At 70.5% G+C, this 14,289-nt stretch carries 13 protein-coding genes and 2 riboswitches; of the genes, 10 read left to right on the top strand and 3 right to left on the bottom strand.

Translation table 11 applies throughout. The annotated features are described in order from the left end of the window. Positions 1-14: 14 nt before the first annotated feature. A riboswitch (glycine riboswitch) is annotated at positions 15-108 on the top strand. A 1-nt stretch (position 109) separates the two neighbouring features. Continuing rightward, a riboswitch (glycine riboswitch) is annotated at positions 110-221 on the top strand. Between the two features lie 50 nt (positions 222-271). The 3 genes from gcvT to gcvP are packed head-to-tail and all read left to right on the top strand — an operon-like array spanning position 272 to position 4,634. After that, positions 272-1,378, top strand: coding sequence for a glycine cleavage system aminomethyltransferase GcvT (gene gcvT / locus ABD770_RS01970; protein ID WP_344817809.1), 1,107 nt, complete (start codon positions 272-274; stop codon positions 1,376-1,378). Beyond that, on the top strand, positions 1,375-1,752 hold the full coding sequence (gene gcvH, locus ABD770_RS01965; RefSeq protein ID WP_344817808.1) for a glycine cleavage system protein GcvH: 378 nt from the start codon (positions 1,375-1,377) through the stop codon (positions 1,750-1,752). Before gcvT ends, gcvH begins: the two co-directional genes overlap by 4 nt. Before the next feature lie 56 nt (positions 1,753-1,808). Then, entirely contained in the window at positions 1,809-4,634 is a 2,826-nt protein-coding gene (gene gcvP / locus ABD770_RS01960) for an aminomethyl-transferring glycine dehydrogenase (RefSeq protein ID WP_425562756.1), read from the top strand. Between the two features lie 114 nt (positions 4,635-4,748). On the opposite strand, the gene ABD770_RS01955 is transcribed toward gcvP, so the two are convergent. Continuing rightward, positions 4,749-5,507 (bottom strand): CPBP family intramembrane glutamic endopeptidase, encoded by a 759-nt coding sequence (locus ABD770_RS01955; protein WP_344817806.1) that lies wholly within the window; start codon positions 5,505-5,507, stop codon positions 4,749-4,751. A gap of 126 nt (positions 5,508-5,633) precedes the next feature. On the opposite strand from ABD770_RS01955, the gene typA reads away from it, so the two are divergent. Further along, positions 5,634-7,544: a translational GTPase TypA gene (gene typA, locus ABD770_RS01950; RefSeq protein ID WP_344817805.1), complete on the top strand. Its 1,911-nt coding sequence runs from the start codon at positions 5,634-5,636 to the stop codon at positions 7,542-7,544. Positions 7,545-7,649: 105 nt separating this feature from the next. Here typA and ABD770_RS01945 read toward each other — a convergent pair whose 3' ends face one another. Then, positions 7,650-8,195: a helix-turn-helix domain-containing protein gene (locus ABD770_RS01945; protein WP_344817804.1), complete on the bottom strand. Its 546-nt coding sequence runs from the start codon at positions 8,193-8,195 to the stop codon at positions 7,650-7,652. 66 nt (positions 8,196-8,261) lie between these two features. On the opposite strand from ABD770_RS01945, the gene ABD770_RS01940 reads away from it, so the two are divergent. The 6 genes from ABD770_RS01940 (at position 8,262) to ABD770_RS01915 (ending at position 12,704) form a co-directional block, all read left to right on the top strand. Beyond that, the gene (locus tag ABD770_RS01940; RefSeq protein WP_344817803.1) at positions 8,262-9,035 is read left to right on the top strand and encodes an AzlC family ABC transporter permease; all 774 of its coding nucleotides are present in this window, start codon (positions 8,262-8,264) and stop codon (positions 9,033-9,035) included. Further along, positions 9,032-9,346: an AzlD domain-containing protein gene (locus ABD770_RS01935; RefSeq protein WP_344817802.1), complete on the top strand. Its 315-nt coding sequence runs from the start codon at positions 9,032-9,034 to the stop codon at positions 9,344-9,346. The genes ABD770_RS01940 and ABD770_RS01935 overlap by 4 nt, the downstream gene beginning before the upstream one ends. A gap of 55 nt (positions 9,347-9,401) precedes the next feature. After that, positions 9,402-9,812 carry a histidinol dehydrogenase gene (locus ABD770_RS01930; protein ID WP_344817801.1) on the top strand — a complete coding sequence of 137 codons (411 nt, stop codon included), beginning with the start codon at positions 9,402-9,404 and terminating at the stop codon, positions 9,810-9,812. 9 nt (positions 9,813-9,821) lie between these two features. Then, the gene (gene fdxA, locus ABD770_RS01925) at positions 9,822-10,142 is read left to right on the top strand and encodes a ferredoxin (RefSeq protein ID WP_344817800.1); all 321 of its coding nucleotides are present in this window, start codon (positions 9,822-9,824) and stop codon (positions 10,140-10,142) included. Next, positions 10,143-11,255: a succinyldiaminopimelate transaminase gene (gene dapC, locus ABD770_RS01920; RefSeq protein ID WP_344817799.1), complete on the top strand. Its 1,113-nt coding sequence runs from the start codon at positions 10,143-10,145 to the stop codon at positions 11,253-11,255. It begins immediately after the preceding gene. A 141-nt stretch (positions 11,256-11,396) separates the two neighbouring features. Next, entirely contained in the window at positions 11,397-12,704 is a 1,308-nt protein-coding gene (locus ABD770_RS01915) for a citrate synthase (protein ID WP_344817798.1), read from the top strand. A gap of 36 nt (positions 12,705-12,740) precedes the next feature. Here the strand turns inward: ABD770_RS01915 and ABD770_RS01910 are convergent, their stop codons facing one another. Beyond that, positions 12,741-14,108, bottom strand: a complete 1,368-nt coding sequence (locus ABD770_RS01910) for a DEAD/DEAH box helicase (RefSeq protein ID WP_344817796.1) — start codon at positions 14,106-14,108, stop codon at positions 12,741-12,743. Positions 14,109-14,289 lie beyond the last annotated feature (181 nt).

The following is a 14,289-nucleotide window of genomic DNA, read 5'->3' as shown; positions in this document are numbered from 1 at the left end:
CTGAACACAGGCCGATGACCTGTGCGGGAGAGTCCGGCGCACGCGACCGGGCACCGAAGGAGCAAGCCTCCCCGCCAATCTCTCAGGTATCCATACCGTGCCGGTCCGGCCGCTCTGAAAAGCGATGCTCGTGCATCCGCCGACGGTGAAAGCCCCACCTCGACCCGGTTTCCCGGATCCGGTCGGAGGGCGAAGCTCTCAGGCCCGATGACAGAGGGGGAGTTCCGAGGACGACCATGACGGCGTCCGCCCGACCGACCGGGAGAACTCCATGACCGACGCCCGCCACACACCGCTCCGCGCGCGCCATGAGGCGCTGGGGGCGGCCTTCACGGACTTCGGCGGCTGGCAGATGCCGGTGCGCTACAGTTCTGATCTCGCCGAGCATCACGCGGTGCGCACGGCAGCCGGCATCTTCGACATCTCGCACATGGCGGAGTTCACCGTGCGGGGTGCGGACGCCGCCGCCTACCTGGACTACGCGCTCGCAGGGCGCCTGTCGGCGATGACGGTCGGCAGGGCGAAGTACTCGCTGCTGCTGGCCGAGGACGGCGGCATCATCGACGACGTGATCGTGTACCGCCTCGCCGACGACGATTTCCTCATCATCTCCAATGCCGGCAACCGCGACGCCGTGCGCGAGGCGCTCGACGCACGCACGGGAGGCTTCGCGGCCGAGGTCGTCGACGTGTCCGACGACTACGCGCTCATCGCCGTCCAGGGGCCCGCCTCCGAGACGATCCTCGCCGCGGTCACCGGCATCGACGAGCTCAGCACCCCCTGGGCGGAGCAGAAGTACTACTCCTGGTCCGACGCCTTCTACAACGGGAAGCCGCTGCTGCTGGCGCGCACCGGGTACACGGGTGAGGACGGTTTCGAGCTGCTCGTCGCGGCCGCCGACGCCGAGTCGCTGTGGGATGCCGTGCTCGCCGCGGGAGAGCCGCACGGTCTCGTGCCCTGTGGTCTCGCCGCCCGTGACACGCTGCGCCTGGAGGCGGGCATGCCGCTGTACGGGCATGAGCTCTCGCGGGACATCCGTCCGGCGCAGGCGGGACTGGGCCGCGTGGTCGTTGCCGACAAGGACCGGTTCGTCGGCAAGGACGCCACCGCGCCCGCCGAGGACGCCCGGGTGCTCGTCGGCCTGGCCGCCGAGGGCCGGCGCGCCGGCCGCGCCGGCTACGCGGTGGTGGCCGAGGACGGGGCCGTCATCGGCGAGATCACCAGCGGCGCCCTGAGCCCGACGCTCGGGCACCCCATCGCGATGGCCTTCGTCGATCCCTCCTTCGCCGAAGAGGGAACCGCAGTATTCCTTGATGTGCGGGGGACGAGGATCCCCGCGACCGTGACCGCCCTGCCTTTCTACCGGAGGAAGAGATGACCGATCTGACCGCCCTCAAATACAGCGAAGAACACGAGTGGGTCGCCCTCGACGGCACCGTCGCCACCGTCGGCATCACCGACTTCGCCGCTGACGCCCTCGGGGACATCGTCTTCGTCGAGCTGCCGGAGGTGGGCACCGAGCTCCGCCGCGGCGACGTGTTCGGCGAGGCCGAATCGACCAAGTCGGTCTCCGAGCTGTACGCGCCCGTCGCCGGCACCGTCACCGAGATCAACCAGGCCATCGTCGACGACCCGTCGCTGGTGAACTCCTCGCCCTTCGAGGACGCCTGGATGATCAGGGTCGAAGTCGTCGACGGCGCCCTCGACGGACTGCTGGACCGCGACGGCTACACCGCGATCACGGAGGGCTGAGAGTGGTCTCCTTCGCAGACCGTCACATCGGGACGACCGCCGACGCGCAGCGGCAGATGCTCGACGCGCTCGGGGTGTCCTCCGAGCCCGCGGACGGGAGCCCCGTCGAGGCGCTCATGCGCCAGGCCGTGCCCGCGTCGATCTTCACGGATGCCTGTGAGTCGGGCGTCCCCGCCGCTGCGACCGAGGCGGAGGCGCTCGCCGAGCTTCGCGCGCTCGCGAGCCGCAACACCGTGAACCGGGCCATGATCGGCCTGGGCTACCACGGCACGGTCACCCCCTCGGTGATCCAGCGCAACGTGCTCGAGAACCCGTCCTGGTACACGGCGTACACGCCGTACCAGCCGGAGATCTCGCAGGGGCGCCTGGAGGCCCTGCTCAACTTCCAGACCATGGTCTCCGACCTCACGGGGCTCTCGACGGCCAACGCGTCGATGCTCGACGAGTCGACCGCCGTCGCCGAGGGGATGCTGCTGGCGCGGCGCGCCTCGAAGGCGAAGACCGACGTGTTCGTCGTCGATGCGGACGCGCTGCCGCAGACCAAGTCGGTGCTGGCCACCCGCGCCGCCGCCGTCGGCATCGAGCTCAGGGAGCTCGACCTCGCCGCCGGCGCCGAGCTGCCCGCCGAGCTGTTCGGCGTGTTCGTGCAGTACCCGGGGGCATCCGGGCGGGTCTGGGACCCGTCGGCCGTGATCGACGCGGCGCATGCGGTCGGTGCTCTCGCCGTCGTGGCGGCCGACCTGCTGGGGCTGACCCTGCTGCGCTCGCCCGGTTCGCTCGGGGCGGATGTCGCGGTGGGGACCACGCAGCGCTTCGGGGTGCCGATGGGCTTCGGCGGTCCCCACGCCGGGTACATGGCGGTGCGCGCGGGCCTGGAGCGCCAGCTGCCGGGCCGGCTGGTCGGCGTCTCGCAGGATGCCGTCGGCCACCCCGCCTACCGGCTCGCCCTGCAGACGCGGGAGCAGCACATCCGCCGCGAGCGGGCGACCTCGAACATCTGCACCGCGCAGGTGCTGCTGGCCGTCATGGCGTCGATGTACGCGGTGTACCACGGGCCGGACGGACTGCGGGCCATCGCCTCCGACGTCGCCGGCAAGGCGGCGCTGCTGCGCGACTGGCTGGTCGAAGCCGGAGCCGGGATCGTGCACGACGCGTTCTTCGACACCCTCAACGTCCGGGTCCCCGGCGGTGCGGCGGCGCTCGTCGCCCGGGCGCACGAGGCCGGCATCCTGCTGCGCCAGGTGGACGCCGACACGGTCGGCGTCGCCGTGGACGAGACCACGACCGTCACCGACCTGCACCGCGTCGCGGTGCTGTTCGGCGGCAGGCAGGAGCGCGTGTTCGGCCGCGTCGGCGGCGACTCCACCGGTGCCCTACCGGAAGCACTGCTGCGCGAGGACGAGTACCTCACGCATCCGGTCTTCCACGTGCACCGCTCCGAGACGGCCATGATGCGCTACCTCAAGCAGCTCGCCGACCGCGACTACGCCCTCGACCGCGGCATGATCCCGCTGGGCTCGTGCACCATGAAGCTCAACGCGGCCACCGAGATGGCGGCCATCACCTGGCCCGAGTTCGCGCAGCTGCACCCGTTCGCCCCCGTGGACGACGTGGAAGGCACGCTCGCGATGATCGATCAGCTCGAGTCCTGGCTGGTCGAGGTCACCGGGTACGACGCCGTCTCCCTGCAGCCCAACGCCGGCTCGCAGGGCGAGCTCGCGGGGCTCCTGGCCATCCGCGGCTACCACCGCGCCAACGGCGACGAGCACCGCACCGTGTGCCTCATCCCGTCCTCCGCGCACGGCACGAATGCGGCATCCGCCGTGCTGGCGGGCATGAGGGTCGTCGTCGTCGCCACCGACGAGCTCGGCAACGTCGATCTCGACGATCTGCGCGCCAAGATCGCCGAGCACGCCGAGAATCTCGCCGCGCTCATGATCACGTACCCGTCCACGCACGGCGTGTACGAGGAGCAGGTCGTGGAGATCACCTCCGCGGTGCACGCGGCCGGTGGACAGGTGTACGTCGACGGCGCGAACCTCAACGCCCTGCTCGGCTACGCCCGCTTCGGAGACCTGGGCGGCGACGTCTCGCATCTGAACCTGCACAAGACCTTCGCCATCCCGCACGGCGGCGGCGGCCCCGGCATCGGCCCGGTGGCGGCCAAGGCGCACCTCGCGCCGCACCTGCCCGGGCATCCGCAGGCGCAGAAGGACGTGCATGCGGGCGGTCATGTGTTCGCGGGCGGACCGGTCTCCGGCGCGCCGTACGGCTCGGCGGGCGTGCTGCCCATCTCCTGGGCGTACGTGCGCATGATGGGCGCCGACGGGCTGCGTCACGCCACGGCGGCCGCCGTACTCTCGGCGAACTACATCGCCGCGCGCCTGGCCGACCACTTCCCGGTGTTGTACACGGGGGAGCAGGGCCGGGTCGCGCACGAGTGCATCCTGGATCTGCGCCCTCTCAAGGAGGCCACCGGCATCACCGTCGACGACGTCGCCAAGCGCCTCATCGACTTCGGCTTCCACGCGCCCACCATGTCGTTCCCCGTCGCGGGCACGCTGATGGTGGAGCCGACGGAGTCGGAGGACCTGGGGGAGCTGGAGCGGTTCATCGAGGCGATGATCCTCATCAAGGCCGAGGCGGATGCCGTGGCCGCGGGGCGCTGGCCGGCTGACGACAACCCGCTCGTGAACGCGCCGCACACGGCCGCGTCGCTGATCTCGGGGGAGTGGGCGCACGCCTACACCCGCGAGGAGGCCGCCTACCCGGTGCGATCGCTGGTGGCGACGAAGTACTGGCCGCCGGTGCGCCGCATCGACAACGCCTACGGCGACCGCAACCTCGTGTGCGCGTGCCCGCCCGTGGAGGCGTTCTCCTGAGACCGCGTCGAACGCGCCCCGTGACCGCTCGGTCACGGGGCGCGTGTCGGTTGAGGGTGGACGACACGTGCCGTGGATCGGCGACCCGTTGCGCCCGGTCGTGGCTCGTGCGGGTCAGCCCGGCAGGCCGAACAGGGCGGGCCACAGCGCCACGGCGAGCGGGTAGCCCGCGAACGCCACGGCGTCGATGAGGAAGTGTGCGACGAGGAACGGCATGAGTCGGCCGGTGCGGGTGAAAAGCCAGCCGAACAGCATCCCCATCGCGAAGTTGCCCACGAAGGCACCGGGGCCCTGATACAGGTGGTAGCAGGCCCGCAGCAGGCTCGTCGCCACGATGATGGGCCAGGGCCCCCACCCCAGCTGCCGCAACCGGGCGAACAGGTAGCCCAGTACGACGAACTCCTCCTGGATCGCCGCGCGCGCGGCCGACAGCAGCAGGACCGGCACCGTCCACCAGTGCGCGTCCAGCCCTGCGGGATTCACCGCCACGAACCAGCCCAGGGCGCGGCCCGCGAGATACAGGCCGATGCCGGGGACCCCGACCGCCAGCACCAGCACCGCCCCCCAGCCGGCGTCGCGGCCGTACCTGCGCCCGTCGAGCCCGAGCGCCTGCAGATGCGGTCGTCGCGACTGCCACAGCAGGAAGCAGACCAGCAGCACGGGCACGACGGCGAACCCGGCCGAGAGGATCTGGTAGATCAGATCGAACACCTCGCGGTCGCTGCGCGACGGGTTCAGCGTCGTGGTCTGGTCGGCCAGCGGGGTGCTGGCGGTCAGCCGATACGCCAGCTGCACGATCGAGTAGATCGCCGACTGCCCCAGGCCGAGTGCCAGGACGATCGCGATCTCCCACCAGGTTCTCGCACGAGTCACGACTCCGATGCTAAACGGCCCGTTCAGTATCGCCGTGCACCCGTGCGCTATTCTGGAACGTCGGCCCTTCGTCTTGCGCGGCAACCGACCCATCCGATCTCCGATACTCCGCTTAGGACTCCTTGAATGGCGCACGCCCTCCGCTCTGACCTCCGAAACGTCGCAATCGTCGCCCACGTCGACCACGGCAAGACCACGCTCGTCGACGCGATGCTCCGCCAGACGGGCTCGTTCGGCGAGCACTCGCACGTGGAGGAGCGCGCCATGGACTCCAACGACCTGGAGCGCGAGAAGGGCATCACGATCCTCGCCAAGAACACGGCGATCACGTACCGGGGCGTGCACACCGAGACACCGGTCACCATCAACGTCGTCGACACCCCCGGACACGCCGACTTCGGCGGTGAGGTCGAGCGCGCACTGTCGATGGTCGACGGCGTCGTCCTGCTCGTCGACGCCTCCGAGGGCCCGCTGCCGCAGACGCGCTTCGTGCTGCGCAAGGCGCTCGAGGCCAAGCTCCCCGTCATCCTGCTGGTGAACAAGACCGACCGCGCCGACGCGCGCATCGCCGAGGTCGAGGCCGAGGCGCAGGATCTGCTGCTGGGGCTGGCGTCCGACCTCGTCGACGACGTGCCCGACCTCGACGTCGACGCCCTGCTGGACGTTCCGGTCGTCTACGCCTCCGGACGTGCGGGCGCGGCATCCCGCAACCGCCCCGCCAACGGCGAGCTGCCCGACAACGACGACCTCGAGCCGCTGTTCGAGGCGATCCTCGAGCACGTGCCGGCACCGTCCTACGACGACGAGGCTCCGCTGCAGGCCTGGGTCACCAACCTCGACTCCTCCTCGTTCCTGGGCCGCCTCGCCCTGCTGCGCATCTTCAACGGCACGCTCAAGAAGGGGCAGACCGTCGCCTGGGTGCGCCAGGACGGCACCACGCAGAACGCCCGCATCACCGAGCTGCTGATGACCAAGGCTCTGGAGCGCTACCCGGCCGAGTCCGCGGGCCCCGGCGACATCGCCGTGATCGCGGGCTTCGCCGACATCATGATCGGCGAGACCATCGCCGACCCCGAGGACGTGCGTCCGCTGCCGCAGATCACCGTCGACGAGCCGTCCATCTCGATGACGATCGGCACCAACACCTCGCCGCTGGTCGGCAAGGTCAAGGGCCACAAGCTGACCGCCCGCATGGTGAAGGACCGTCTGGATCGCGAGCTGATCGGAAACGTGTCGCTGCGCGTGAACGAGATCGGCCGTCCGGACGCCTGGGAGGTGCAGGGTCGCGGTGAGCTGCAGCTCGCGATCCTCGTCGAGAACATGCGCCGCGAGGGGTTCGAGCTCACCGTCGGCAAGCCGCAGGTGGTCACACGGCGCATCGACGGCAAGATCCACGAGCCCTACGAGCACCTCACCGTGGATGTGCCCGAGGAGCACCTCGGAGCCGTGACGCAGCTGATGGCCAACCGCCGCGGCCGCATGGACAACATGATCAACCACGGCACCGGCTGGATCCGGATGGAGTTCATCGTGCCCGCACGGGGGTTGATCGGCTTCCGCACCGAGTTCCTCTCCATCACCCGCGGCACCGGCATCGCCAACGCCATCGCGCACGGCTACGGCGAGTGGGCGGGGTCGATCGTCGCCCGACAGAACGGCTCGATCGTCGCCGACCGCGCCGGCGTCGCCACCCCGTTCGCGATGATCGCCCTGCAGGAGCGCATGTCGTTCTTCGTCAAGCCGACCGACGAGGTCTATGAGGGCATGGTCGTGGGAGAGAACTCGCGTTCCGACGACATGGATGTGAACATCACCAAGGAGAAGAAGCTCACCAACATGCGCTCCTCCACGGCCGACACGTTCGAGTCCATGACGCCGCCGCGCACGCTCTCGCTGGAGGAGTCCCTCGAATTCGCCCGCGAGGACGAGTGCGTGGAGGTGACGCCGGAGGCGGTCCGCATCCGCAAGGTCATCCTCGATCAGACCGTCCGGGGTCGCGAGACCGCGCGGCTCAAGCGGCAGGATGCGAACGTCTGAGCGTCCACGTCTGCGGTCGGAGGGCCCTGGCTCCGGCCGGGGCGTGCGGCTCGCCGTGCGGGGCGCGGTCGGACTTCCCGGCGGTCGACGGGTACAGGGCGCCGGTCAGCGCACCTCGCTGATCAGCACGGCGCTCGTGGCCGCCGCACGCGCCTCGAACACGTGCGGGGCGTCGCCGGGGTAGGACAGGTAGTCGCCGGGGTGCAGCAGCTCCGGATGCTCGGAGGGGCCGACGAGAGCCTCTCCGGAGACGAGCACGACGTGCTCGGTCGTGCCCGGCAGGTGGGGGAGCGACCGGCGCGGCTGTCCGGGGTCGGCCTGGATGAGGTAGAGGTCGCGCCGCGTGCCGGGCGCCGCGGCGGAGAGCAGTGTGGCCAGGTACGGGGCCGCCGCGGAGGGCACCCCGGCATGGTCGCCCAGGCGGATCAGCCGCGGGGCCGTGCTGCGCTCATCGACGAGGGTGGAGAACGGGACGCCGAGGGCGTCGCCGATGGCCCACAGGGTCTCGACGCTGGGGTTGCCCGCGCCGCTCTCCAGCTGGGACACGGTCGCCTTGGAGACGCCCGCGCGCCGTGCGAGCTCGGACACCGAGAGGCCTGCGGTCTCGCGCTCGTGGCGCAGAGCGTGGGCGATGCGTTCGCGGAGATCCATACTGTTCAGTATGGCAAACGACCGTTCGGTTTGATGTTCCCGGCGAAGGCGTTCAGAATGATGGTCATGCGTTCAGTGAATCGAACACGTCGAGCGGACCCGTCTGATGATCCCTCGCGCCGCGAGGTCTGGCGCGAGGGTCTCGGGGTGGCCGTCGCGACGAGCGCCTACGGCATCTCCTTCGGGGCGCTCGCCGTGGCATCCGGCCTGGACGTCTGGCAGACCTGCGTGCTGAGCCTGGTGATGTTCACAGGCGGCTCGCAGTTCGCCTTCATCGGCGTGCTCGGCGCTGGCGGCATGGCGGCGCTGCCGTCCGCGGTCGCCTCCGCCGCGCTGCTGGGTGTGCGGAATCTCGCCTACGGCATGCGGATGTCGTCGATCATCGGCACCGGGCTCTGGCGCCGCGCAGCCGCCGCGCAGGTCACCATCGACGAGTCGACCGCGGTGGCGATCTCGCAGGATTCTCCGCCGCTGGGGAGGCTGGGGTTCTGGATCACCGGACTTGGGGTCTTCATCGGCTGGAACCTCACGACCCTCGCGGGCGCGTTGCTGGGCGACGTCCTGGGCGACCCGAAGTCCTGGGGGCTGGACGCCGCCGCGGCTGCGGCCTTCCTCGCGCTGCTCTGGCCGCGGCTGAAGCAGCGGCAGGCCATCGCCGTCGGCGTGGCCGCCGCGGTGGTCGCGACGGCGCTCACCCCGTTCCTCATGCCCGGGATCCCGGTGCTGGTCGCGGCGGTCGTCGCGATCCTCGTCGGCTGGTTCAACTGGGCGGGTCAGGACACCGCGCTCTCGGACCGCCGGATGCCGAACCTCGCGAGCGACCAGGGGGAGTCGAGATGAGCGTGTGGAGTGCCGTGCTGCTGGCATCCTGCGTCTGCGTGGGTCTGAAGGCGTTCGGCTACCTCGTCCCGCCGCGGCTGCTGGAAGCGCCCCGTCCGGCGCGGATCTCGGATCTGCTGACCGTGGCTCTGCTCGGTGCGCTGGTCGCTGTGCAGTCGCTGGGGGCGGGGCAGGAGATCCTGGTGGATGCCAGGGTGCCGGCCGTCCTCGTGGCGGCGGGGCTGCTGTGGATGCGGCAGTCGTTCCTCGTCGTCGTGGTGGGTGCCGCCGTCGTCGCGGCGCTGCTGCGGCTGACGGGCCTGGCCGTGTGAGTGCGAGGAGCGCGTGCTTGCGCCCCGCCCGGGGATGCGGGGATAGGCTGTCCGAATGCGATCAGTGATCTCCCGGGGGCTGTCCTGGCTCACCGCGGCGATCGTGGGCGCCGTGTACGGAGTGGCCGCCACGATCGCGCACAGCTACGTGCTGGGGCCCATCCCGGTGGGGCTGATCCTCGGGGCAGTGGCCGGCGCGACGCTGCTGATCGCTCTGCGGGCGCTGACCGGCGACCGCTGGGCGGTGCTCTCGGCGGGAGTCGGGATGATGACGCTCATCGTCGTGATCTCCCAGCGCGGTCCGGGCGGATCCGTCGTCGTGCCGAACACGCCGCTCGGGAACATCTGGATGTACGTGGCCGCGGGCATCGTCCTGCTCGCGGTGATGTGGCCGGACACGTCGCGGCTGCGCAGGCTCTCCGGAGCGGGAACCGCCACGGGGCTGCCGGGGTCGGACGCGTCGTAGACTTGAGGGGTGACGTATGTGATCGCCCTTCCCTGCGTCGACGTCAAGGACCGCGCCTGCGTCGATGAATGCCCCGTTGACTGCATCTACGAGGGTGAGCGGATGCTCTACATCCACCCCGACGAGTGCGTGGACTGCGGCGCCTGCGAGCCGGTCTGCCCCGTCGAGGCGATCTTCTACGAGGACGACCTGCCCGAGGAGTGGGCGGACTACTACAAGGCCAATGTCGAGTTCTTCGACGAGATCGGATCGCCCGGCGGTGCGGCCAAGGTCGGCGTGCTGCCGTACGACCATGCCATCGTCTCGGCGCTGCCTCCGCAGGGGCAGTGAGTGGGGGTCCGCGACCTCGCCGAGTACCCCTGGGACGCCGTGGCGCCGTACCGGGAGCAGGCCGCATCGCATCCTGACGGCCTCGTCGACCTCTCCATCGGATCTCCGGTCGACCCGACGCCGGAGGTGATCCGCGCCGCGCTGGCTCGGGCGACCGACGCGCATGCGTACCCGCAGACCGTGGGCACCGCGGCGCTGCGGGAGGCCATCGTGGCGTGGTACGCCCGGCGTCGCGGCGTCCCGGGACTCTCGGCGGCCGATGTCATGCCGACCATCGGCTCCAAGGAGCTCGTGGCGCTGCTTCCCACGCTGCTCGGGCTCGGCGAGCGCGATGTCGTCGTGCATCCGCGTGTCGCCTACCCGACCTATGCGGTCGGCGCGACCGTCGCCGGGGCGACGCCGGTCGCCGTCGACGACCCGGCCGACTGGCCGCAGGGGACGAAGCTGGCCTGGATCAACACCCCGGGGAATCCCGACGGACGCACATGGGGCGTCGAGGAGCTCGCGGCGGCGGTCCGTCGCGCCCGCGAGCTGGGTGCGGTGCTGGCATCCGACGAATGCTATGCGGAGCTGGGCTGGGACGGACCCTGGGCGACGCAGCCGATCCCCTCCGTGCTCGACCCCCGCGTGACCGGCGGTACCCGATCCGGGCTGCTGAGCGTCTACTCGCTGAGCAAGCAGTCCAACCTCGCGGGGTACCGCGCGGCGTTCGTCGCGGGCTGCGCGCGGATCATCGGAGACCTTCTCACTGCCCGCCGGCATCTGGGCCTCATGCCCCCGGTGCCCGTGCAGCACGCGATGACGGCGGCGCTGCGAGACGACGAGCATGTCGCCCGGCAGAAGGAGCTCTACCGTCAGCGCAGGGAGCTGCTGGTGCCCGCCCTCCGCGCGGCGGGGTTCCGCATCGACGGGTCGGAGGCGGGGCTGTACCTGTGGGCGACGGAGGACCGCGACGCCTGGGACTCCATGGGCCGTCTCGCACGGCTCGGCATCCTCGCCGGCCCCGGCCACTTCTACGGCGATCATTCCGCGGATCATGTGCGCGTCTCCCTGACGGCTCCTCTGGAGAGGGTCGAGAAGGCGGCGGCGCGCCTTGCTGCATCCGTCGTCTGAAGTTTGTCGCTTTTCCCCACTGAATCCATCATCTCTTGGTGGATGTCACAGTATGCTTTCTGCGCCGCTAGGCTGTAGGGGCGATGCGGCCGATCACCGGCAGGCGCTACAAGGCACCAGACATCGTCCACGACGACACAGATGCAGCAGGAGGTTGGCGTGAGCGCAGCTCAGCCCGACAAGGCGACTCTCACGATCGGTGACACGAGTGCGGAGTTCCCCCTGCTGCCATCGACCAGCGGTGCGGGCAGCATCGACTTCTCGACGCTGACGCGGCAGACCGGCTACACCGGCCTGGACTACGGGTACGTCAACACCGCGTCCACCAAGTCGACGATCACGTTCATCGACGGCGACAAGGGCATCCTCCGCTACCGCGGCTACCCGATCGAGCAGATCGCGAAGAACTGCAGCTACCTGGAGACCGCCTGGCTGCTCATCTACGGTGAACTGCCCACAGCCACCGAGCTCGCCGACTTCGATGAGCGGATCCGGCGGCACACCCTGTTGCACGAGGACCTCAAGCACTTCTTCACGGCACTGCCGCACACCGCGCATCCGATGTCGGTGCTCTCGTCGGCCGTCGCCGCGCTCTCGACCTACTACGAGGGCCAGACCGACCCCGCCAACCCCGAGCACGTCGAGCTGAACATGGTGCGCATGCTCGCCAAGCTCCCGGTGATCGCCGCGTACGCGCACAAGAAGAGCGTCGGCCAGGCGTTCCTCTACCCGGACAACTCGCTGAGCTTCGTCGACAACTTCCTCAAGCTCAACTTCGGCGTCAACTCCGAACCGTACGAGATCGACCCCGTCATGTCGAGGGCGCTCGAACTGCTGCTGATCCTGCACGAGGACCACGAGCAGAACGCGTCCACCTCCACGGTGCGCCTGGTCGGTTCGACCGGAGCGAACCAGTTCGCCTCCATCTCCGCCGGCATCCAGGCGCTCTCCGGCCCGTTGCACGGCGGCGCCAACGAGGCCGTCCTCACGATGCTCGGCCAGATCCGCGACTCCGGCCAGAGCGTGCAGCGCTTCGTCGAGCGCGTGAAGAACAAGGAGGAGGGCGTCAAGCTGATGGGCTTCGGCCACCGGGTCTACAAGAACTACGACCCGCGCGCCAAGCTCGTCAAGGAGGCGGCCGATGAGGTGCTCGCCTCCCTCGGCGTCAGCGATCCGCTGCTCGACCTCGCCAAGGAGCTCGAGGAGATCGCTCTCGCGGACGACTACTTCAAGGAGCGCCGCCTGTACCCCAACGTCGACTTCTACACCGGCGTCATCTACAAGGCGATGGGCTTCCCGACCCGCATGTTCACGGTGCTCTTCGCGATCGGACGCCTGCCGGGCTGGCTGGCCCAGTGGCGTGAGCTGAACCTCGACCCGCAGACCAAGATCGGTCGCCCGCAGCAGCTGTACGTCGGCTCGACCGAGCGCGCCTACCCCGCGCGCTGAGCGCGGGAGGCCGCGCCGCGGATCGGATGCTCGGGCTCAGCGCCCCTGCGGGCGGCTGACCCGGCGCGAACCCGTGCGGGCGCGACCGGCGTCTCCGCGCTGCACGCCATCCCCGCCACGGCCGGACCGGCGGCGGTGCGAACGGCCACCCGCCGGGCGCCCGCCGACGGTCTGCGCGGGCTTCGCCTTCGGCCTGCCCTGGGGCTGCTGAACCGCGGGGACGTGCTTCACCTTCGCCGCACGCTCGCCGACGAGCTCGTCGATGATCGCCGGTGTCACGTCCTCGAGCGGGACCGAGACGCGCGCTCTGCGGAGGATGTCCTTCACATCGCGGCGCTGCTCGGGGAGCGTGACGGTGACGACCGTGCCGGCCTCGCCCGCGCGCGCGGTGCGACCGGAGCGGTGCAGGTACGCCTTGTGCTCCACAGGCGGGTCGACGTGCACGACGAGTTCGACGTGGTCGACGTGCACGCCTCTCGCGGCGACGTCGGTGGCCACGAGCACCCGTGCGCCGCCGTCGGCGGGGTCGGCGCTGAACGCCGCGAGGTTGCGCTCACGGGCGTTCTGGCTGAGGTTCCCGTGCAGGTCGACGGCGGGGATGCCGGCCGAGGTCAGCTGCTTGGCGAGCTTCTTCGCGTGATGCTTGGTGCGCGTGAACAGGATGCGGCGGCCGAGACCGGACGCCAGGTCCTCGACGAGGCGCTTCTTGGCGTCGGAGTCGGCGGCGACCAGCACGCGGTGCGTCATCTCGCCGACGGGCACGCTGGCCTCGTCGACCTCATGCCTGACGGGGTCGTGCAGGAAGCGCCTGGCGAGCGTGTCGATGCCGTGGTCGAGGGTGGCGCTGAACAGCAGCCGCTGACCGTTCTTCGGCGTGGCGGTGAGGATGCGCGTGACACCGGGCAGGAACCCCAGGTCCGCCATGTGGTCGGCCTCGTCGAGCACCGCGATCTCCACGGCGTCCAGCGAGACGACGCCCTGCTTCATGAGGTCTTCGAGCCGGCCGGGGCAGGCGACGACGATGTCGACGCCCGCGCGCAGAGCCTGCTCCTGCGGACGCTGGCTGACTCCGCCGAACACGGTGGTGACGCGCAGGCCGACGGCCGCGGCGAGCGGGGCGACGGCGCCGGCGATCTGCGAGGCCAGCTCGCGGGTGGGCGCCAGCACGAGCCCGCGAGGGCGGGCGGCGCGCGTGCGGTGCCCGGATGCGGCGAGGCGCGCGACGAGGGGGAGGGCGAAGGCGATGGTCTTGCCGCTGCCGGTGCGGCCGCGTCCGAGGACATCGCGGCCGGCGAGGGAATCGGGCAGAGTGTCGCGCTGGATGGCGAAGGCGTCGGTCTTGCCGTCGGCGGCGAGCACATCGGCGAGGACGGCGGGCACGCCGAGGGAGAGGAAGGAGGGCATGGGATCTTTCGGAGAAGTGCGCAGGGGTCCTGCGCAATGGTGGCGACGGCGCGGGTTCGCGCATCGTTTCGCCGCTCGAGGTGTGACCGCTGCCGGATGCCGGTGCGGAAGTGTGTCGACGACGCAGACGTCTCGCTCAGCGAGGGGCGCCGGAAACAGCCTAGCAGCGCTGGACGGTCGC

The sequence above is a fragment of the Microbacterium soli genome, assembly GCF_039539005.1.
GTDB classification, from domain to species: Bacteria; Actinomycetota; Actinomycetes; order Actinomycetales; family Microbacteriaceae; genus Microbacterium; species Microbacterium soli.
The sequence above is the reverse complement of the archived record's forward strand: the minus strand, read 5'-3'. Positions and strand labels throughout refer to the sequence as shown.